The organism is Klebsiella sp. 141198 (assembly GCF_050600785.1).
GTDB lineage: Bacteria > Pseudomonadota > Gammaproteobacteria > Enterobacterales > Enterobacteriaceae > Klebsiella > Klebsiella aerogenes.
In genome coordinates this window covers 502194-523319 of the sequence record NZ_JAQIRM010000004.1, presented here as the reverse complement: position 1 = coordinate 523319, position 21126 = coordinate 502194, and the positions used below count along the sequence as shown (strand labels likewise).

At 56.5% G+C, this 21126-nt stretch carries 18 protein-coding genes; 6 read left to right on the top strand and 12 right to left on the bottom strand.

Features of this window, described 5'->3' with window-relative positions:
• Window positions 1–52: 52 nt before the first annotated feature.
• Window positions 53–1480, bottom strand: coding sequence for an MFS transporter (locus tag PGR10_RS16390; protein WP_213317357.1), 1428 nt, complete (start codon window positions 1478–1480; stop codon window positions 53–55).
• Window positions 1481–1589: 109 nt separating this feature from the next.
• Here PGR10_RS16390 and PGR10_RS16385 point away from each other — a divergent pair, with 109 nt between their 5' ends.
• Both PGR10_RS16385 and PGR10_RS16380 read left to right on the top strand, forming a co-directional pair.
• Window positions 1590–2459 (top strand): helix-turn-helix transcriptional regulator, encoded by an 870-nt coding sequence (locus tag PGR10_RS16385; RefSeq protein WP_162750177.1) that lies wholly within the window; start codon window positions 1590–1592, stop codon window positions 2457–2459.
• Window positions 2460–2483: 24 nt separating this feature from the next.
• Window positions 2484–3521 (top strand): DUF2157 domain-containing protein, encoded by a 1038-nt coding sequence (locus tag PGR10_RS16380; protein WP_430917080.1) that lies wholly within the window; start codon window positions 2484–2486, stop codon window positions 3519–3521.
• A gap of 471 nt (window positions 3522–3992) precedes the next feature.
• On the opposite strand, the gene nfsB is transcribed toward PGR10_RS16380, so the two are convergent.
• The 3 genes from nfsB to PGR10_RS16365 all read right to left on the bottom strand — a co-directional run bounded on the left by nfsB (window position 3993) and on the right by PGR10_RS16365 (window position 5716).
• Window positions 3993–4646, bottom strand: a complete 654-nt coding sequence (nfsB, locus tag PGR10_RS16375; protein WP_015367810.1) for an oxygen-insensitive NAD(P)H nitroreductase — start codon at window positions 4644–4646, stop codon at window positions 3993–3995.
• Window positions 4647–4766: 120 nt separating this feature from the next.
• The gene (locus tag PGR10_RS16370) at window positions 4767–5135 is read right to left on the bottom strand and encodes an MmcQ/YjbR family DNA-binding protein (RefSeq protein ID WP_430923789.1); all 369 of its coding nucleotides are present in this window, start codon (window positions 5133–5135) and stop codon (window positions 4767–4769) included.
• Window positions 5135–5716: a TetR/AcrR family transcriptional regulator gene (locus PGR10_RS16365; RefSeq protein ID WP_087860289.1), complete on the bottom strand. Its 582-nt coding sequence runs from the start codon at window positions 5714–5716 to the stop codon at window positions 5135–5137. The genes PGR10_RS16370 and PGR10_RS16365 overlap by 1 nt, the downstream gene beginning before the upstream one ends.
• Window positions 5717–5889: 173 nt before the next feature.
• Between PGR10_RS16365 and PGR10_RS16360 the strand changes: the two genes are divergently transcribed.
• Both PGR10_RS16360 and PGR10_RS16355 read left to right on the top strand, forming a co-directional pair.
• Window positions 5890–7005 carry an MBL fold metallo-hydrolase gene (locus PGR10_RS16360; RefSeq protein WP_430923788.1) on the top strand — a complete coding sequence of 372 codons (1116 nt, stop codon included), beginning with the start codon at window positions 5890–5892 and terminating at the stop codon, window positions 7003–7005.
• Window positions 7006–7037: 32 nt separating this feature from the next.
• Complete coding sequence (locus PGR10_RS16355) at window positions 7038–7379, top strand: RamA family antibiotic efflux transcriptional regulator (RefSeq protein WP_015367806.1); 342 nt, start codon at window positions 7038–7040, stop codon at window positions 7377–7379.
• A 57-nt stretch (window positions 7380–7436) separates the two neighbouring features.
• On the opposite strand, the gene PGR10_RS16350 is transcribed toward PGR10_RS16355, so the two are convergent.
• Entirely contained in the window at window positions 7437–7685 is a 249-nt protein-coding gene (locus tag PGR10_RS16350; RefSeq protein ID WP_015367805.1) for a DUF1158 domain-containing protein, read from the bottom strand.
• Window positions 7686–8186: 501 nt separating this feature from the next.
• Between PGR10_RS16350 and PGR10_RS16345 the strand changes: the two genes are divergently transcribed.
• Complete coding sequence (locus PGR10_RS16345) at window positions 8187–10910, top strand: cation-transporting P-type ATPase (protein ID WP_430923787.1); 2724 nt, start codon at window positions 8187–8189, stop codon at window positions 10908–10910.
• Between the two features lie 40 nt (window positions 10911–10950).
• Here PGR10_RS16345 and PGR10_RS16340 read toward each other — a convergent pair whose 3' ends face one another.
• The 5 genes from PGR10_RS16340 to betI form a co-directional block, all read right to left on the bottom strand.
• Window positions 10951–11682, bottom strand: coding sequence for a phosphodiester glycosidase family protein (locus PGR10_RS16340; protein ID WP_430923786.1), 732 nt, complete (start codon window positions 11680–11682; stop codon window positions 10951–10953).
• A 48-nt stretch (window positions 11683–11730) separates the two neighbouring features.
• Window positions 11731–12846: a YbdK family carboxylate-amine ligase gene (locus tag PGR10_RS16335; RefSeq protein ID WP_430923785.1), complete on the bottom strand. Its 1116-nt coding sequence runs from the start codon at window positions 12844–12846 to the stop codon at window positions 11731–11733.
• A gap of 158 nt (window positions 12847–13004) precedes the next feature.
• Complete coding sequence (gene betA / locus PGR10_RS16330; RefSeq protein WP_032714033.1) at window positions 13005–14669, bottom strand: choline dehydrogenase; 1665 nt, start codon at window positions 14667–14669, stop codon at window positions 13005–13007.
• Between the two features lie 14 nt (window positions 14670–14683).
• Entirely contained in the window at window positions 14684–16156 is a 1473-nt protein-coding gene (betB, locus tag PGR10_RS16325) for a betaine-aldehyde dehydrogenase (RefSeq protein WP_430923784.1), read from the bottom strand.
• 11 nt (window positions 16157–16167) lie between these two features.
• Complete coding sequence (betI, locus tag PGR10_RS16320) at window positions 16168–16761, bottom strand: transcriptional regulator BetI (protein WP_045392822.1); 594 nt, start codon at window positions 16759–16761, stop codon at window positions 16168–16170.
• A 128-nt stretch (window positions 16762–16889) separates the two neighbouring features.
• Between betI and betT the strand changes: the two genes are divergently transcribed.
• Window positions 16890–18923, top strand: coding sequence for a choline BCCT transporter BetT (betT, locus tag PGR10_RS16315; protein ID WP_015704693.1), 2034 nt, complete (start codon window positions 16890–16892; stop codon window positions 18921–18923).
• A gap of 67 nt (window positions 18924–18990) precedes the next feature.
• Here betT and PGR10_RS16310 read toward each other — a convergent pair whose 3' ends face one another.
• Both PGR10_RS16310 and PGR10_RS16305 read right to left on the bottom strand, forming a co-directional pair.
• A complete protein-coding gene (locus tag PGR10_RS16310; protein WP_430923783.1) occupies window positions 18991–20022 on the bottom strand; it encodes a methionine synthase in 1032 nt (343 codons plus the stop codon).
• Window positions 20023–20048: 26 nt separating this feature from the next.
• Window positions 20049–21029 carry a DUF1852 domain-containing protein gene (locus PGR10_RS16305; protein WP_430923782.1) on the bottom strand — a complete coding sequence of 327 codons (981 nt, stop codon included), beginning with the start codon at window positions 21027–21029 and terminating at the stop codon, window positions 20049–20051.
• Between the last annotated feature and the right edge of the window lie 97 nt (window positions 21030–21126).

Here is a 21126-nt window from a genome sequence, read left to right as displayed (position 1 = left end):
ATGATGACCGCTGGATGACTATTATGCAAATCAGAGGTTACACAGTTGTGAATCAGGACGCCGTCGCCGCCGGCTGCAGATTCAGGTGATGGCGCAGCCAGAGGGCTATAGCGCCCAGCAGCAGCATCATCGCCACCTCGACCAGCAGGAAGACGATCAGCGCCTGCGCATAGTCGCCACCGCCGCGCTGGGCCAGGGTTAAGAACAGCGAGCCGAGAATGGCCGGCCCCAGCCCCAGCGTCGCCTGCTGCAGGGTACTGAGAATGGCGCTACCGGCTCCGGCGTCGCAGGCGCGAATGTCCCGCATCCCGATACGATAGAAACTGTTAACGATTAACGCCTGGCCATAGCCGACCAGCGCGGTGGAGGGCACCAGCGCCAGCGTCGTGGTCCGCAGGCCAAATTGATAAAAGGTGACACTCAGCATCAGCAGGCCGCTAATCTGCACCGCCAGGCCAATCAGCAAAATCCGCCCCATACTATAGCGAGCGATAAGCTTCGGCGCGTACAGCGCGGAGATAAAATAGGCCACCCCGAGAGCGATAAAACTGTTGCCGGACTGCCACGGCGCCATCCCAAGCCCGGCCTGCATGGTCAGCGCCATACAAAACATAAAGCCGGACCAGGCGCTGAAGAACAGCAGCGCGATAGCCATACCAAAACGGATGCTGGTGAGCTTCAACAGCCGCGGCGGCAGCAGCGGTTGCTCGCCGCGCTGCTGCTTACGCAGCGCGCTCAGGCGCATCCAGCCGAGCAGGGGGAATACGGCCAGCAAAAGCAGCTGTAGCTCCCATGGCCAGTGCAGTTCCGGCCCCAGCGCCATCGGGAACAGCAGGCAGCAGAGGATTAACGCCAGGCTGAACGTTCCCTGCCAATCGATGCTGGAATGGCTTTCGCGGCGGGTTTCCGGCACATAGCGGCGGCTAAAAGCTAACACCAGCAGGCAGATAGGCACGTTGATAAAGAAGGCGTTACGCCAGCCGAGCCCGGCGATATCGGCGGAGACCAGCCAACCGCCGCCCATCTGGCCGACGATAAACGCGATGCCGCCGATACCGCCGTAGAGGCTTATCGCCCGGGCGTGGGCGGTACCTTTCAGGGTGACGTGCAGGGTGGCGAGTATTTGCGGCACGATCAGCGCGGCGCCCGCGCCTTGCAGCGTTCTCGCGGCCAGCAGGGTAGTGATTGAGTTAGCCATCCCGCATAGCAGCGAGGCGATGCCGAATACCGCCACGCCCCACAGGAACAGGCGGCGGCGTCCATAGTTATCGCCCAGTTTGCTGCCCATCGCCAGGCAGACGGCAAAGGCCACGCCGTACAGCGCGACGATAAGCTCCAGTTGGGTGGCGCTGGCGTCGAGGGAGTGGGTGATCGAGTCCAGCGCCACGTTGGTTATCGAGGTATCGATTAACGGCAGCATCTGGCCGGTCAGTAACAGCAGTAAACCGGCGCGGCCGGGTGAAACAGCAGACGAATTCATCGGATCTCTCCATTGCGTCATTCAGCGTATGGCCGTAGCATCACCGATTAATTAAACGGGTACCAGTTCCTGTCTATACTGGTATTGGTACTACCATGCTGGAGGAACGATGTCGCTAATACTGCAACGTGAGGCCCCGAACCTTGCGCCCGATGATAGCCGTAAACAGCTGGGGGCATTTCTGCGCGCCCGCCGCGAAAGCCTTGACCCGCAGCGTCTCGGCCTGCCGCGCGTCGGGCGGCGGCGGACGCCGGGGCTGCGCCGGGAAGAAGTGGCGATGCTGGCGGACGTCGGCGTGACCTGGTACACCTGGCTTGAGCAGGGGCGGGAAGTGAATCCGTCGGCGGCGGTATTAAGCGGCGTGGCCAGCGCGCTTCAGTGCAGCCCGCTTGAGACCCGTCATCTGTTCGTTCTGGCAGGCTTAACGCCGCCGGAGAATACGCAGGCCACGGTCTGCGAGGGGATCAGTCCCGGAACCCGACGCATGCTTGATAGCCTGATGCCGCAGCCCGCCAGCATTCAGAAACCAAACTTTGATATCGTCGCCTGGAACGACAGCTTTTGCCGCCTGATGGGCGTTGATTTCGCGACGATTGCCGAAGAAGACCGCAATTGCATTTATCTCTATCTCACCTGCGAAACCTGGCGTAGCCGCATTGAAAATCGCGATGTGTTGCCCACTTTTGTTTCCTATTTTCGCGCGGCGATGGCTGAGCATCGCGGCTCGCCAGAGTGGGAAGATAAGCTGGCTCGTTTTTTCGCCGCCTCGGCGGAGTTTGAAGCGCTATGGCACCAGCGCTACGAGGTACGCGGCGTCGAAAACCAGGTGAAAAATTTTAACCATCCGCAGCTCGGGCGCTTTAGTCTGCAGCAAATGTACTGGTATTCCGCGCCGCGCAACGGTTCGCGTCTGCTGGTCTATTTACCGCTGGATGAAACCGGAGAACAGGCGCTGGCCTGGCTGGATCAACAGGGCTAAGCCCGCAATGGACAAGGAACGCTTATGAACGTCACCCGCAAGCAGCAGCGGATTCTTCAACGTGCTATCGAGCAATGGCAGCAGGAGGGGATCCTGAACAGCAGCGACGGCCAACGGCTGTCAGCGTCGCTATCTGTTCGCGCTTTCGACTGGCAGCGCCTGAGCCGCTATGCCTTCTGGACCGCGATGGCCTGCGTACTGATTGCGCTGGGGAGTCTGTTCGCCGACGCCGAATTGATTACGGCGATTATCAATCTTTTCAGCGACTCCGCTGTCGCGCGCATTATCCTGCCGACGCTGCTGGCCATCGCATTTTATTATTGGGGGTTCCGCCGTCAGCGTCGCGAAGCGCAGTGGCACTATAGCACCGAGGCGATTTTGTTCCTCGGCGTGATTTGCACCGCCATTGCCTTGTGGCAGCTAGGCGATCGGCTGGACGACGGCAGCGGCCACGTGGCGCCGCTGATACTGCTCGGCTGCGCGATTTACGGCCTGATAGGGTATTTCGCCCGTTCCGGGCTGGTGTGGCTGTTCTTTCTGCTGGCGCTGGGGAACTGGTTTGGCGCGGAAACCGGCTATGTATCAGGTTGGGGCGCCTACTGGCTGGGGATGAGCTTCCCGATTCGTTTCGTGCTGTTCGGCGGCGTGCTGCTGGCGCTGTGCTACTTGATGCAAAATGTATTACGCCAGCGGCAGTTGTTTACCGTCAGTAAGGCTATGGGGCTGACCTGGCTGTTTGTCGCGCTGTGGATCCTGTCGATTTTCGGCAACTACGATTCCGAGAGCTGGTATGGGGTGAGCCAGGCGCAACTGCTGCCGTGGGGGCTGCTGTTTGCGCTGGCGGCGGTGCTGTGTATTTATATCAGCCTGAAAACCGACGATGGCATGCTGCGTGGATTTGGCCTGACGTTCCTCGCCATCAACCTCTACACCCGCTTCTTCGAATTCTTCTGGTATAGCCTGCACAAGGTGGTGTTCTTCCTGATCCTGGCGGCATCGCTGGCGATGATTGGCCGCTATGCCGAGCGGATCTGGCACGCCGGAGAGGGGGAGAAAAAGTAACCTTCCCCGGTGGCGCTACGCTTACCGGGGCTACCAACCGAGTACTGGACCGTAGCCCTTGTTATCGGTTTTCGATTGCTTCGCTCCTGGAAAAACGGTTGTTCTGCGCTGTTTCCGAGCACATTGCGCTCCCGATAATTCTTCTGCGTTATGTCTCTCATGGTGCAGGGAGCGCACAGAGGGCGGCCAGTCGCCGCCGCCCTCTGTACTCCCGGGCTCTGGCCGCCAAAATCGCCACTTCGTGGTACCTTCGACTTATCCCTGCAGGCTTCGGGTCGGGCCGAGGCAGCGTCCTTGCAAATCACGGCCCTCAGCCCGCATCCATGCGGGCTGCCCCGGCCTTCCGGGAACGTCTCAGCGATTTTGAGGCCACCAACACCAGCAGTTTCAGTCAGCATTGATGCGGTTGTAACGGAGGTAGCCCGGATAAGGCGCAAAGCGCCGCCATCCGGGGAGGGCAGCGCGCGGAGATTAGATCTCTGTGATGGTGGTAGACTGCGGCAGGCGGGATTTCGGCAGTGCGGCGTTGAAGTCCTCCACGCTGTGATGACCGACCGGCACCACGACTACGCTGGTATAACCTTGCGCTTTCAGGCCAAACTCTTCGTCGAGGATGGCGAAATCGACGCCTTCGATCGGCACCGCATCCAGACCCATTGCCGCCACGCCGAGCAGGAAGTTGCCCACGTTAAGATAAACCTGCTTCGCCATCCACTGATCGTCATCTTTCAGCTCTTTGCGGTGCATATCGGCAAAGAAGGTGCGGCCTTTGTGGTTACCGGCTTTGGCTTCCGGAGTGGCAAAACGGCCATCGGCATCTTCCTGATCAACGACTTTTTCCAGCCACGCATCGTCCATCGCGGTTTTCGCACAGAACACGACAACGTGGGAAGCGTCGAGGATTTTACGTTCGTTGAACACGTAGGTGCCGCTGGCCGCTTTCGCGACGCGGGCTTTCCCTTCATCGCTGCTGGCGACGATAAAGTGCCACGGCTGGGAGTTGGTGCTCGACGGGCTATATTGCAGTAGCGTTTTCAGGTTTTCCGCCTGTTCGGCCGTCAGTTTTTTCGCCGGATCGAAAGCCTTAGTAGAGTAACGTTTTAAGGCAACTGAGATAATATCCATGACTCTTCCTCACAATTTTCAGCCCCTTACGGGCACATTTCGTGGGAGGAAGAGTACAGCGATGCGCGGGAAATGATAAGAGTGAAAAATGCGATAACACTTATCGCATTTATTTGAAAATCAGCCGGGACGTAGCCGACGTTGGTCTTTTTTCGCCAGCTTATCCACCACCAGATTCCACGAGTCATCAATAAGCTCGGCAAGTAAATCCTCGCTGATATCCTTGCCCGGCACCACGGTGATCCAGTGCTTTTTGTTCATGTGATAGCCCGACTCGATACTGCGGTAAATTTGCTGATTGAGCAGCGATTTTTGCGGATCGGCCTTCAGGTTAACGATCGCCCGCCCGCGAAGGGTCATGGTCAGCATGAAAATCCTCCCGCCGACTTTAAACACGTCATACTCTGGGCCAAACGGCCAGCAGTGTTCGGTAAAAGGGTAGGTCAGCGCGATACGCTGCGCTTGATGGTGTAGCGCTTCGTTATCCATTAATGCTCATTCTCATGCAGCGCATTCCACATAGCCTCAAAACCGAGGGCGATAATTTCGCGGGCGCGCTGCGGGTCGTGGCTGGCGAACTCGATGGTGGTTTCGGCCAGCGACAGGAACAGGGCATCGCCGAAGGCGCGATAGGCGTCGCTAAGGAAAACCGCTTTCACCGACAGCTGACACATCTCGTTCAGCTCGGGAAAACTCTCTTTGACCTGGCTGCGGGTTTCATCGGTGATGCGTTCGCTCAATGCCATGCGGCGAATGGCGCGGTATTCCATAGGGTTACGCATCCCCCAGTCGATATAGCTGTTCCAGATGTTGCGCGCGTTCTCTTTCGGGCGCTTTTCGTCAGGATTGAGCCCGTCGATCATCGTCTGTACTAAGCGCATCTTAATGGCGAGGTATAACTCGTTGAGCAACTCATCTTTAGTGGCGAAATAGCGAAACAGCGTTCCTTCAGCAACCCCCGCGCTGCGGGCTATCGCCGATGTTGAAGCGGCAATGCCGGACTGGGCGAAAGCGGCCGTGGCGGCTTCCAGTAACGCTTGTTTTTTATCTTCACTCTTAGGACGAGCCACTACATTTTACCTCGCTGAAAGTTAAACCTCGATCTAATCACGGCGGACCGCACAACTGCAACGCCAGATGTCAAAAATTGAAAATAGTCTTGACGATTTTCTACTCCTTCCTAATAATGAGTGCTTACTCACTCATAATCAAGTTATATCATAAAGTCCCCTGGATGGGGCTTTTGTCTGGTCAGGATATGAACCGTGTCACCTTTAGCGTGGTCGCCATTATGTTATTAGCAGCAGCAACGACATTGCCGTTTGTTCTCAATGCCGGTTTTGGCAAAGCGCCGCAGGGTGCGCAGCTCAGTCTTGTCGAACAGTCGCCGAACTACCGTGACGGCCAGTTCCATAACCAACTGCCGACGCCGGGATTCACCGGGCAGAAAAACATGCTGGCCGCGTGGTGGGATTTTCTGGTCACGAAGCGAGAGAACGCGCGCCCGCAGCAGCCGTTGCCGCTGGTGAATACCGATCTTGCCGATCTACCTTCTGGTGAAGACGTGATGGTCTGGCTCGGTCACTCATCGTGGTATCTGCAGCTGGCGGGTAAACGTATCCTGATCGACCCGGTATTTAGCGATTACGCCGCGCCGTTCTCTTTCATCAATAAGGCTTTCCCCGGTGATTATCCGTGGAACGCGCAGCGGATGCCGGAAATCGATCTGCTGATTATCTCCCACGATCACTACGACCATCTCGACTACGCCACCATCAAAGCGCTGATGCCGAAAGTTAAACGCGTGGTGACGCCGCTCGGCGTCGGCTCGCATCTGCGCTACTGGGGAATGGATGCGGCGATCATTGATGAAATGGACTGGAACCAGGCGGTAAAAATCAGCGATGAACTGACCGTACACGCGCTGCCGGCTCGCCATTTTTCCGGCCGCGGGTTGAAACGCAACCAAACCTTGTGGGCCAGCTTCCTGTTCGTCACCCCGCAGCAAAAGATTTATTACAGCGGCGATAGCGGCTATGGCCCGCATTTTAAGGCCATTGGCGAGCAGTTTGGTCCCATCGACCTGGCAATCATGGAAAACGGTCAATATGACCAGGACTGGAAATACATCCACATGATGCCGGAAGAAACGGCGCAGGCCGCCGATGATTTACGCGCCCGGTCGGTATTACCGGGGCATGCCGGACGCTTTGTGCTGGCAAAACACAGCTGGGACGATCCGTACCAGCGGCTGGCGGCAGCCAGTGAAGGACGTGAGTGGCGTTTAGTCACGCCAATGCTGGGCGAACCGGTGTGGGTCGCTGATAAGACACAATCATTTAACGCCTGGTGGCGCTAACCGCCAGAGTGGTTCAGGAGGAGAGAAGAGATATGAATATATCCGCTCAGGTGATTGACACTATCGTGGAATGGATTGATGACAATCTGCATCAACCGCTGCGAATTGATGATATTGCGCGCCATGCCGGATACTCAAAATGGCATCTGCAACGGCTGTTTTTACAGTACAAAGGGGAAAGTCTCGGGCGCTACATTCGCGAGCGTAAACTGCTGCTGGCGGCGCGCGACCTGCGAGATACCGACCAGCGGGTTTATGATATCTGCCTGAAATACGGCTTTGATTCTCAGCAAACCTTTACCCGCATCTTTACCCGTACTTTCAATCAGCCGCCGGGCGCGTATCGCAAAGAGAACCACAGTCGCGCGCATTGAGCGCCGGTCGCATACCAGTCCGCCTCTTCGGCGGGCTTTTTTTTGCTCGCTTGCGGCTTAATCTGCCAGCGAGAACCAGCGGCGCCATATCCAGCGCAATACCAGATACTCAACTACCCCCAGCGCTAAGAACCACAGGCAGAAGATCAAAGTATAGAGCTGGTTGAGATCCATCAGGTGGAAGGATGTGACTAGCTTTTGCGCCAGCGTCAGGCCGAGCGAGGGCGCCGGCAACAGCAAGCATGAGATCAGGGCTAACAGCAAAATGCCGGCGGCGGATAATAACGTTTCCAGCGGGTGTTTCATTATGATGTTAATCGTCAGTTAAAAAACATATTGTCCGGTAAAAAGTCCGTTAACGCAATATGCTTTATCTGCTGATTGATTTACGTCATTCATATTATTTCTAATATTATTAATAAAAAACCCTCTGTTAATTTATTGGGTAATATTTGTGATTAAGTTAATTTCACCTGGATGTAAATTAACGTCATTTATTACCCCAGCATTTTTACAAAAGTATAGGTACTATATCCCACTATTGTGGCAATAATGATTGCCAACGCGACATACAGCGCCAGTCGGCGTCCGCGGTAGATTCCAAACATGTTTCACCTCGTTTATAAATGGTTTAGAAATACCCTGTAATATTTGTTTTTCAGAACCAACTTACCATGTATTTTTTAATTTGCGAGCAAATAAATGTTGTGGCTGGATAATTTGATCTTGCTCGCAAAACGCATTAATTCATTGGCCAGAAATGATTTCAGGCTTTCCGATTCACGGAATTTAAAAGGAAACTTTATTTTGACCAGGATGATTAATCCCCACAACATCACGCCTTCGGGCGACAGCGCGCCGCAGCAGGCTTATCAGCAAACAGTCGAGGCGGTACTGGCGCAAAAAAAGAGCCATGCCGACGGTCTTAGCAGCGCTGAAGCCGCCGGTCGCCTGAAATCATACGGCCCTAACGCACTGCCGGAAAAGAAAGGCAAACCCGCATGGCTGCGTTTTCTCGCCCACTTCAACGATGTCCTGATTTACGTCCTGCTGGCCGCTGCCGCGCTTACTGCGGTGATGGGCCACTGGGTCGATACTCTGGTTATTCTCGGCGTTACCGTCATTAATGCGTTGATCGGTCATATTCAGGAGAGCAATGCCGAAAAATCGCTGCAGGGGATCCGCAACATGCTCTCCAGCGATGCCCGCGTACAGCGAAACGGCAAGCATGAAACGATTCCCACCCGTGACCTGGTGCCGGGCGATATTGTTATTCTGCGCGCCGGCGATCGCGTTCCGGCGGATCTGCGCCTGATTGAAAGTCACAATCTACGGGTAGAAGAGGCTATCCTCACCGGTGAGTCGACGGTGGTGGATAAAACCACCGTGACGCTACAGGGGGAATTGCCGCTGGGCGACCGCACCAATATGGTCTTCTCCGGCACCACTATCAGCGCCGGCAGCGGCGTCGGTGTGGTTACCGCTACCGGTCAAGAGACCGAGCTAGGCCACATCAATCAGATGATGGCGGCTATTGAAAAGCACCGTACTCCGCTGCTGGTGCAGATGGATAAGCTGGGGAAAGCGATTTTTGTCATCATTCTCGCGATGATGGTGGCGCTGTTCTTCTTCAGCCTTGCGTTGCGCGATATTCCGCTGGGCGAGCTGCTGCTGTCGCTGATTAGCCTCGCGGTGGCGGCGGTGCCGGAAGGCCTGCCGGCGATTATCTCGATTATCCTGTCGCTCGGCGTACAGGCGATGGCGCGCAAGCGGGCGATTATCCGTAAGCTGCCGACGGTTGAAACGCTTGGCGCGATGACCGTGGTGTGCTCGGACAAAACCGGCACCCTGACCATGAACGAAATGACGGTGAAAGCAGTCATCACCGCTGACTGCTGCTACCGCGTAGAAGGCGATAGCTATGAGCCGCAGGGGCGCATTTTCCAGGAAGGCAGCGACGAGCCGGTGGTGGTCCAGCCGGGTAGCGTGCTGGAAACCTACCTGCGCACCATCGATCTGTGCAACGACAGCCAGATCGTTCAGGACGAGCGTGGTCTGTGGGGTATCACCGGCGGTCCGACCGAAGGGGCGCTGAAGGTGCTGGCGGCAAAAGCCCGGTTGGCGCCCCTCGTTACCCGGCTGGTGGCGAAGATTCCGTTTGATTCGCAGTATAAATATATGGCCACCCATCAGCAGATTGGCGATGAGGAGCGGGTGCTGATTACCGGCGCGCCGGATGTCATCTTCGCCCTGTGCGGCCAGCAGATGAGCAAGCAGGGGCCAATGCCGTTTGACCGTCAGTACTGGGAAGACGAAATGGCGCGCTTTGCCCGCCAGGGGTTACGGATGGTTGCCGCCGCCTGCAAACCGGCAGCCGTCGGTAGTACTACGCTGAGCCACGACGATCTGCGTGAGGGGCTGGTGTTCCTCGGCATCGCCGGAATGATGGATCCGCCGCGTCCGGAGGCGATTGACGCGATCCACGCCTGCCAGACCGCCGGGATCCGCGTGAAGATGATCACCGGCGACCACCCGCAGACGGCGATGAGCATCGGCCAGATGCTGGGGATCGCCAATAGCCGCCAGGCGATAACCGGCTATCAGCTTGAGCATATGGATGATGCCGAGCTGGCGAAGGCTGCAGTGGAGTTTGATATTTTCGCCCGTACCAGTCCGGAGCATAAACTGCGTCTGGTCAAGGCGCTGCAGGATAGCGGCGAAGTGGTCGGCATGACCGGTGACGGCGTTAACGACGCCCCGGCGCTGCGCCAGGCCGACGTGGGCATCGCCATGGGCATTAAAGGGACCGAGGTGACCAAAGAGGCCGCCGATATGGTGCTCACCGACGACAACTTCGCTACCATCGCCAGCTCGGTGAAGGAGGGGCGTCGCGTCTATGACAACTTGAAAAAGACCATCCTGTTCATCATGCCGACCAACCTCGCGCAGGGGCTGTTGATCATCATCGCGCTGCTGGCGGGCAATATTATTCCGCTGACGCCGGTGCTGATTTTGTGGATGAACATGGCGACCTCGGCCACGCTCTCCTTCGGCCTGGCCTTTGAAGCCGCCGAGCGCAACGTGATGAATCGCCCGCCGCGTAAGACCGGCCAGCACGTGATGGATGGGTTTGCCGTCTGGCGCGTCGCCTTTGTCGGTTCGATGATTGCCGTCGCCGCTTTTATTCTCGAAGCCTGGCTGGCGCCGCGCGGCCACAGCGCCGAGTTCATCCGCACCGTGCTGCTGCAGATGTTGGTGACCGCGCAGTGGGTCTATATGATTAACTGCCGCAGCAGCGACAGCTTCTCCCTGAACAAAGGATTGCTGCGCAACAAAGGCATCTGGTTGGTGACCGGCGTTCTGTTGCTGATGCAGTTGGTCATCATCTATGTACCGCTAATGCAGAACATGTTCGGCACCGAAGCGCTACCGCTGCGCTACTGGTTCGTGACTCTGGTAATTGGTGTGGCCATGTTCCTGGTGGTTGAAGTCGAGAAGCGGCTGACCCGCCGTTTGCGTAAACCTGCTTGATACCGTCCGGCGCCCCTTCAGGATTGAGCGGGCGCCATTTTCATTTAGCCAGGTTTTTTCTTTCTACGGTTATCATGGTGACGAAAGGGTGATACTGCCACGGTATGCCGCCGCCCTTTTGATACATTTTTGAAATCGTGCCGTCGAGGTACAGCATCTGGCGCACGTGGAGTTTGGACTGCGCGTAACAGGCAAAATCGTAGAAATTGGTTTCGCGCTCGCTAAGCATAAATACCACCCGTCCCTGTTTATCAATGCCGACGCCGTTGCGCAGCTTACGCGAGCTGGCGGAGGGCTTCAGCCGCCAGTTAATGGCGCCGTTTTCAATCAGCATCGGACCAGACTGCACGGCGTAGGTTATCTCAGGCGAGGGCTTAAATTTATTGATAGGCGTTATTCCCGCCCGCTGGCCCTTCAGCCAGAATACGCCGCCGGGGCGAATGAAAAAGTTGCCGCCGCCGGAGGCGCGGTTGAGCGGCTTTATCTGCTTGCCATTTTCGATATACAAACCCAGCGGTTCGTAGGCTTTATCGTATATCCCGCCGTTCATCGCCATCTGGACGCTGCCGTCTTTATTGATATCGGACAGCAGCGAGTGTAGCGATCCCCAGGCTTTGCCATTTTGCTTTTGCCAGTACATCACGATGCGCTCTTGCTGCGGATTAACCGTATAGCTTTGCAAGATCAGCGTTGGGTCGGTGAGAGTACAGGCTGCATGGGTAAAGGCGGTGAAGGGGAGAAGCGCAAGCGGGATCAGGCGGCGTAATAACATGAACAATCCTTTTAAATATCCTGCGCCGAGTATACCCGTTTCGCTTCCTTATGCCGCCCAAATCTCGCAGTGCTTTTGTACCAGACCGATCAGCGAACCGCCGTTGGCGATGAATTCGCGCATCTGCTGCGCTTCGCTGATGGTGGACCTGGTCTGGCGCACAACCGATTCCAGCGCCGCGCTGGCGTGCACCTTATGGGCAAAGGGCGCCAATCGGTCGGCTAACTGAATAATGTTCGCGCGGATGCTCTGTTGTTCGCCGGACCAGACATCGGTTATCACCCCGTCGAGGCCGTAACGACAGGCCTGATAGCGGTTGAAAGGGTAGAGGAGGTAATCCTCCGGCTGATGTTTAAACGGCCGTTCGCTTAACAGCCAACAGGCTAGCGTCTGGATAAATCCGGCGATATTCACCGCCTGGCCTATCGTCAGCGGCGTATCCATCACCCGCACTTCGACGGTACCGAAAACCGGGCTCGGGCGAATATCCCAGTGCAGATCCTTCATGCTGTCGATCATGCTGGTGTAGCTCAGGCGGCGGAATAAACGCTGAAAGGCCTGCCAGTTCTCTACCCACGGCATCGGCCCGTTATCGGGATAGGAAGAGAAACGGTTCAGGCGCGAGCAGGCGAAGCGGCTGTCGGTGCTGTCGAACCACGGCGAGGCGGCGTTGAGGGCGATAAAGTGCGGTACAAAGCGAGACAGCCCGTGTAGTAAATAGATGGCGTCATCGCCGTTTTGACAGCCGACGTGGACGTGCTGGCCAAACACCGTCGCCTGCTTTGCCAGATAGCCGAAGTGCTCGACGGTTTTCACATAGCGCGGGTTATCGCTGATTTGTTGACGCTGCCAGGCGTGGAAAGGGTGCGAACCGCCGCCGCAGATTTGCAGGTGGTGACGGAGTGCGGCGCGCTGTACCGCCTGATGGATGGCGCCGAGCTGTGTTGTGGCGTGGCTGATATCGCGACAGATGCCGGTCGCTATCTCCAGCATGCTTTCGGTGATGTCGTGTTTGGCCTCTCCCGCCGTCAGTTCATCCTGCACATCGGCAATCAGCGTGGAGGCATCCTGGCTGAGGTCGTATCCCGGCGGGTTGACGACCTGTAACTCCAGCTCAATACCAAGCGTAAAAGGCGCTGAGACGTGAAAATCGGGTAGCGTCATCGTCGTTCTCCTGTCCCGCTTAAACTGCAAGTATAGGTGAAGCACAGAGAGTGCGGGCGGGATGAGAAAACCCCGGTAGCGCTGTCGCTTACCGGGGCTGCAACGTTGTGCGATTTGGTAGCCCGGATGAGCGCAGCGCAATCCGGGGACCTGCTCGTTTAGCGGCGAACCGGCGCGTCGCCGGCGACATAGTACGCTGCGGTGCTGCGCGGTAACGGCTGACGCCCGCGAATGGCATCGGCCATCTTCTCGCCAATCATGATTGTGGTGGCGTTCAGGTTACCAGTAATAATCTGCGGCATAATCGACGCGTCGACCACACGTAATCCTTCCATGCCGTGGACGCGGCCTTCGCCGTCAACCACCGCCATGTCGTCGTACCCCATTTTACAGGTGCCGCACGGGTGGAACGCGGTCTCGGCGTGATTACGCACAAACTCATCTAACTCCGCATCGCTTTGGCACTCAACGCCAGGGCTGATTTCGCGTCCGCGATACTTATCCAGCGCCGGCTGGTTCATGATTTCGCGGGTAATACGGATGGCGTCGCGGAACTCCTGCCAGTCCTGTTCGCTCGACATATAGTTAAACAGGATTGCCGGATGAGCATGCGGGTCGCGCGATTTCAGACGCACATGGCCGCGGCTTGGTGAACGCATCGAGCCAACGTGGCACTGGAAACCATGCTCTTTAACCGCATTGGATCCATTGTAGTTAATCGCCACCGGCAGGAAGTGGTACTGAATATTCGGCCAGGCGAATTCCTCGCGGCTGCGGATAAATCCGCCCGCTTCAAACTGGTTGCTGGCGCCGATCCCGGTGCCGCCGAACAGCCATTCCGCGCCGATTTTCGGCTGATTCCACCACTGTAGCGCCGGATACAGCGAAACCGGCTCTTTGCACTCGTACTGCAGATACATCTCAAGATGGTCCTGCAGATTTTCACCGACGCCGGGCAGGGCGTGGACCAGCGGAATATCAAACTGGCGCAGGAGTTCTGGGTTACCGACTCCGGAACGCTGCAGAATTTGCGGCGAGGCGATGGCGCCGGCGCACAGCAGCACTTCTTTATTGGCCATTGCTTTCGACGGCGCGCTGCTGTCGCCTTCCAGCCACTCGACGCCGACGGCGCGTTTGCCGTCAAAAATAATGTGATCGGTCATGGCGTGGGTGCGGATGGTCAGGTTCGCGCGGCTGCGGGCCTGATCGAGATAGCCGCGGGCGGTGCTGGCGCGGCGTCCCTGCGGCGTCACGGTGCGATCCATCGGGCCAAACCCTTCCTGCTGATAACCGTTGAGATCGTCAGTACGCGGATAGCCCGCCTGCACGCCGGCTTCCACCATCGCATGGAACAGTGGATTATTATTCTGTTTCGGCGTAGCGACGCTCACCGGGCCGTCGCCGCCGTGATAGTCGTTAGGGCCGATGTCGCGGGTTTCCGCTTTCCGGTAATAGGGCAGGCAGTCGAGGTAGCTCCAGTGTTCCAGCCCCGGCGCGGCGGCCCAGTTATCAAGATCCATGGCGTTGCCGCGGATGTAACACATGCCGTTAATCAGCGAGGATCCACCGAGCCCTTTACCGCGTCCGCACTCCATGCGGCGGTTGTTCATATAGGGTTCCGGTTCGGTCTCATAGGCCCAGTTGTAGCGTTTGCCCTGCAGCGGGAAAGCCAGCGCGGCGGGCATCTGGGTGCGGAAATCAAAGCGGTAATCCGGACCGCCCGCTTCCAGCAGCAGGACGGTGGTGTTGGGATCTTCCGTTAAACGCGTCGCGAGGACGTTGCCAGCGGAGCCGGCGCCAATAATGATGTAGTCAAACTGCAAAAATGACCTCCTGGTTAAAATATGGATTGAAACTGACCCATCTCAACCTGGATGGATTTCACTTGGGTATAGCTCTGTAGCGTCATCACGCCGTTTTCTCGGCCAATGCCGGAGTGCTTATAGCCGCCGACCGGCATTTCCGCCGGCGATTCGCCCCAGCTGTTGATCCAGCAAATACCCGCTTCCAACTGGTGGATGATGCGGTGAGCGCGGTTCAGATCCGGCGTGACGATGCCAGCGGCAAGGCCGTACTCGGTGGCGTTGGCGCGACGAATCACTTCCGCTTCGTCGTCATAGCTGAGAATCGACATCACCGGTCCGAAGATCTCTTCGCGTACGATAGTCATGTCATCGGTGCAGTCGGTGAAGACCGTCGGGGCGACCCATGCGCCATTATCGAAGCCTTCGCCTTTCAGCACATCGCCGCCGCACAGCAGGCGAGCGCCTTCGCTTTTGCCGCTCTCGATATAGCGCAGTACATTCTGGCGATGCGGGAAGCTGACCAGCGGGCCGAAGTTGGTATCGTCGGCAAACAGGTCGCCGGCGCGGATACGGCCCACGCGCTGCAGGATCTTGTGTTCAAATTCGGCTTTAAACTTCGCGGGCACAAACACGCGGGTGCCGTTGGTGCAGACCTGACCGGAGCTGTAGAAATTGGCCATCATGGCGATATCGGCGGCGAGGTCGAGGTTGGCATCTTCCGCGATAATCAGCGGTGATTTACCGCCCAGCTCCATGGTCACCTCTTTTAAAGAAGAGGCGGCGGAGTTGGCCATGACTTTTTTGCCGCTGGCGACGCCGCCGGTGAAGGAGATTTTGGCGATATCCGGATGCTCGGTCAGGTACTGGCCGGTTTCGGCGCCGATCCCCGGCAGGACGTTGAAGACCCCTTCCGGCAGACCCGCTTCGCGGTAGATTTCCGCCAGCTTCAGCGCGGTGAGCGGAGTGACTTCGCTCGGTTTAAAGATCATCGCGTTACCGGCGGCCAGCGCCGGGGCCGATTTCCACAGCGCTATCTGGATCGGGTAGTTCCAGGCGCCGATACCGGCGACCACGCCAAGCGGTTCACGGCGGGTGTAGACAAAAGAACTGTCGCGCAGCGGGATCTGGCTGCCTTCCAGCGCCGGGATCAATCCGGCGTAGTACTCCAGTACATCGGCGCCGGTCACGATATCGACGGCGGCGGTTTCGCTCAGCGGTTTGCCGGTATCGAGCGTCTCCAGACGCGCCAGCTCATCGTTACGTTCGCGCAGAATATCAACCGCTTTACGCAGGATCCGCGAGCGCGCCATCGCGCTCATCGCCGCCCAGACTTTTTGCCCCTGTTGGGCGCTTTTTACCGCACGGTCGACGTCTTCACGCCCGGCGGCCTGGACGGTTGCCAGCACTTCCCCAGTGGCAGGGTTGATGGTCTCGAAAGTTTTACCGCTGGTGGCGGCGACAAACTTGCCGTGAATATAAAGCTGCTGTTCGGCCATTCGGGACATGTTTTCCTCCATTATTGCGAAGTCGGTGGCAGATACTGCCTGATGAAATGGTCCGCGAGCGCCTCAGCGCGGGCTTTGTCGAGCGGTTTACCGCTTAACGCCGCACGCAGCCACAGGCCATCGATTAGCGCCGCCAGGCCATAGCCCGCTTCCTGCGCCTGCTCGCGCGGCAGCTGGCGCTGAAACTCATAGACGATATTCGATAACAAACGCTTGCTGCTGACCTGCTGCAGGCGGTAGAGCATCGGCTGGTGCATACTGCTGGCCCAGAAGGCGAGCCAGGCCTTCATCGCCGCGCCGCTTATCTGGCTGTCATCGAAATTGCCGGCGACGATAGCCCGCAGACGCCGTTCAGCGCTGGCGCCGGGTAGCGCCCGCAGCCGCTGTAACACCGCATGGCGTAGCTGGCCGGTGATGTCGCGCATCGTCGCTTCCAGCAGTCCGTTTTTATCCTTGAAATAGTGGCTGATGATGCCCGTCGATACGCCCGCCCGGCGGGCGATCTGCGCGATGGTGGCGTCATGCATGCCGACCTCATTAATCGCCGCCAGCGTGGCGTCGATCAGCTGCCGCTGACGTATCGATTGCATCCCCAGTTTTGGCATTTCCCGGACTCCATTCATCAGATTTGTTTATCTATTAAAGCGGTTTTTGATTGGACGTTCAATATAAAATGTGTCTTAATTGTTGCCGATTTGCTTTTTAATAGTTGCAATAAATGTAAGGAGAATGGATGACAGACCTTTCGCCGAGCAGAGAAAAGGACAAAATCAATCCGGTGGTTTTTTACACTTCCGCAGGACTGATTTTGTTGTTTTCCCTGATGACTATCTTCTTCAGCGATTTTTCCGCGGCCTGGATTGGCCGTACCCTGAACTGGGTTTCTAAAACCTTCGGCTGGTATTATTTACTCGCCGCCACGCTGTATATCGTGTTCGTCGTCTGTATTGCCTGTTCGCGCTTTGGCTCGGTGAAGCTGGGGCCGGAACACTCGAAGCCGGAGTTCAGCGTGCTGAGCTGGGCGGCGATGCTGTTTGCCGCCGGTATCGGCATCGACCTGATGTTCTTCTCGGTCGCCGAACCGGTCACGCAGTATATGCAGCCGCCGGAAGGGGCGGGGCAGACCATGGAAGCGGCACGCCAGGCGATGGTGTGGACGCTATTCCACTACGGCCTCACCGGCTGGTCGATGTACGCCCTGATGGGAATGGCGCTGGGATACTTTAGCTATCGTTATAATTTGCCGCTCACCATCCGCTCCGCGCTCTATCCTATCTTCGGGAAAAAGATTAATGGCCCCATCGGCCACAGCGTCGATATCGCCGCGGTGATCGGTACGATTTTCGGCATCGCCACTACCCTCGGTATCGGCGTGGTGCAGCTCAATTACGGTCTGAGCGTGCTGTTCCATATTCCTGATTCCTTGGGCGCAAAGGCGGCGCTGATTGTATTGTCGGTGATTATCGCCACCATTTCGGTGACCTCCGGCGTGGATAAGGGCATTCGTATCCTTTCCGAGCTCAACGTGGTACTGGCGCTGGGGCTGATCTTATTCATTCTGTTTATGGGCGATACCGAGTTCCTGCTCAACGCGCTGGTGTTGAACGTCGGGGATTACGTCAATCGCTTTATGGGAATGACGCTGAACAGCTTTGCCTTCGACCGCCCGGTTGAATGGATGAATAACTGGACGTTATTCTTCTGGGCCTGGTGGGTGGCGTGGTCACCGTTCGTCGGCCTGTTCCTGGCGCGTATTTCGCGCGGGCGCACCATTCGCCAGTTTGTGGTCGGTACCTTAATTATTCCGTTCACCTTCACCTTGCTGTGGCTGTCGGTATTCGGCAATAGCGCGCTGTATGAAATTATTCATGGCAATGCAGATTTTGCCGCCGAGGCCATCGCTCACCCGGAGCGCGGTTTCTATAACCTGCTGGCGCAGTATCCGGCGTTTACCTTTAGCGCCTCGGTCGCCACCATTACCGGCCTGCTGTTTTACGTCACCTCAGCGGACTCCGGCGCGCTGGTGCTCGGCAACTTCACTTCGAAGCTGAAGGATATTAATAGCGATGCGCCGAACTGGCTGCGCATCTTCTGGTCGGTGGTGATTGGCCTGTTGACCCTCGGTATGCTGATGACTAACGGCATCTCCGCGCTACAGAACGCGACGGTGATCATGGGGCTACCGTTCAGCTTTGTGATTTTCTTCGTGATGGCGGGGTTATATAAGTCATTGAAGGTGGAAGATTATCGCCGCGAAAGCGCCAATCGCGACACTGCGCCGCGCCCGCTGGGCGTACAGGATCGTCTGAGCTGGAAAAAGCGCTTGTCACGCTTAATGAACTATCCCGGCACGCGCTATACCCGCCAGATGATGGAGACGGTGTGCTTCCCGGCGATGGAAGAGGTGGCGCAGGAGTTGAAGCTGCGCGGCGCTTACGTTGAGCTGAAAAGCCTGCCGCCGGAAGAGGGCGATAACCTTGGTCACCTCGATCTGCTGGTGCATATGGGCGACGAACAAAACTTCGTCTACCAGATTTGGCCGCAGCAGTACTCGATTCCTGGTTTTACCTATCGGGCGCGCAGCGGCAAATCGACCTACTACCGTCTTGAGACTTTCCTGCTGGAGGGGAGCCAGGGCAATGACCTGATGGATTACAGCAAAGAGCAGGTGATCACCGATATTCTCGACCAGTACGAGCGACACCTGAACTTTATTCATCTACACAGGGAAGCGCCGGGGAATAGCGTAACGTTTCCGGGGATGTAAACCCGCTTTTGATATGGCGTCATGTTTTCAATGACGCCTTGTTTCAGAAGTGAACGGCTGGCGGCGATTATTTCGCCGCCAGCTCCCGGCGAATGATTTCCGCCCCGGCGCTTAGCGCATGAAGCTTACCGCTGGCGACCTGACGCGATAACGGCGCCATGCCGCAGTTGGTTGATGGATAGAGCTTGTCGGCGTCGACGAACTGCAGGGCTTTGCGTAGCGTGCTGGCCACCTCCTCTGGCGTCTCAATGGCGTTGGTCGCCACATCGATTGCTCCGACCATCACTTTCTTGCCGCGGATGAGCTCCAGCAGGTCCATCGGTACGCGCGAGTTATGACACTCCAACGAAATAATATCGATAGAGGAGGTTTGGAGTTTCGGGAACGCCTCTTCATACTGGCGCCATTCGGAGCCGAGCGTTTTTTTCCAGTCGGTATTGGCCTGAATACCGTAGCCATAGCAGATATGCACGGCGGTTTCGCATTTCAGACCTTCAACGGCTCTTTCCAGCGCGGCGATTCCCCATTCATTGACTTCATCAAAAAAGACGTTAAATGCGGGTTCATCAAACTGAATAATATCTACCCCGGCGGCCTCTAATTCCCGGGCTTCCTGGTTGAGAATTTTGGCAAATTCCCACGCCAGTTTTTCACGGCTTTTATAGTGGTTGTCATACAGGGTATCGATCATCGTCATTGGCCCAGGCAGGGCCCATTTAATCGGTTTGTTGGTGAGTTGACGCAGGTATTTTGCATCTTCCACAAACACCGGCTGCTGGCGTTCGACGGCGCTGACTACGGTCGGCACGCTGGCGTCATAGCGGTTGCGAATTCTCACCGTTTGCCGTTTCTCAAAATCGACGCCGCTGAGATGTTCAATAAAGGTGGTGACAAAGTGCTGACGCGTCTGCTCGCCATCGCTGACGATATCAATGCCTGCGCGCAGCTGATCGTCCAGAGATAAACGCAGCGCATCGCGTTTGCCTAGTACTAACTCTTCATTCTGTAATTTCCACGGTGACCACAGCGTCTCGGGCTGCGCCAGCCAGGTCGGTTTCGGTAAACTGCCTGCGGTGGATGTCGGGAGCAATGTTTTCATACAGGTGACCTTTATTTTTTTATGATTTAGAGAGCGTAATGAGCTGACCATTGCTCAAGAATATGCTGGTACGGCTTAATAAACTGTTGTTCGGTAAATTTGCCCTGTTCAATCGCCAGGCGGCTGCGCTCTTCGCGGTCATAAACAATCCGGGTCAACGAATGATCCTGATTATTCAGGTTCGGCTGATAGCACTGCCCGGCCGCGGAGTTAGCGTTATAAATTTCCGGGCGATAAATCTTCTGGAAGGTTTCCATGGTGCTAATGGTACTAGCAAGCTCAAGGTTGCTGTAATCGCAGAGCAGATCGCCCGCGCAGAAGAAGGCCAGCGGCGCTACGCTATTGGTCGGCATAAAGTAACGCACCTGCAGGCCCATCTTATTGAAATAGGCCTCGGTCAGCGCCACGCCATCCTGCTGGTACTCGACGCCGAGAATAGGGTGCTGATTGCCGGTCCGGCGGTAGGTATGCTTATTGGATACGCTCAGGCAGATGACCGGCGACTTTTTAAAATATTCATGGTATTCGGCAGAGCGTATGAAATGTTTGAAAATATTGCCATGCAGAACGCCATAATTTTCCGGCACGCTGAATGTGGCTTTATCTTTATTATATTCCGGCAGTAATACGCTAAAATCATAATCGCGCACATAAGAGGAGAAGTTATTCCCTACAATGCCTTCGCTACGCGTATTGGTGGCTTTATCAATAATATTGGTTTGCAGAATCTCAATCACCGGGAATGCCGCATTGTGGCCGTTATCGGTAATATTCATCTCGACCGAAATAATATCGAGTTCGACGGAGTAACGGTCGCCGTGCGGATTATCCCACTGCACCAGGTTATTAAAGCGATTATCAATCATTGCCAGCGCATTGCGCAGGTTCTGCTGACGGTTTTCGCCCCGCGCCAGGTTGGCAAAATTGGTTGTAATACGCGTATTTTCCGCCGGGTTATAGTGTTCATCAAAACGACTACGTTTAATCGTAAAGGTAAAGTCTGTCATCGTCTCTTTCCACCCTGGGTTCTGATATAAAAATGCAGGTATTTCACATTCCCAGAATGACCTTGCGATTTATCTGGATTTATTATTCAGTAGCATT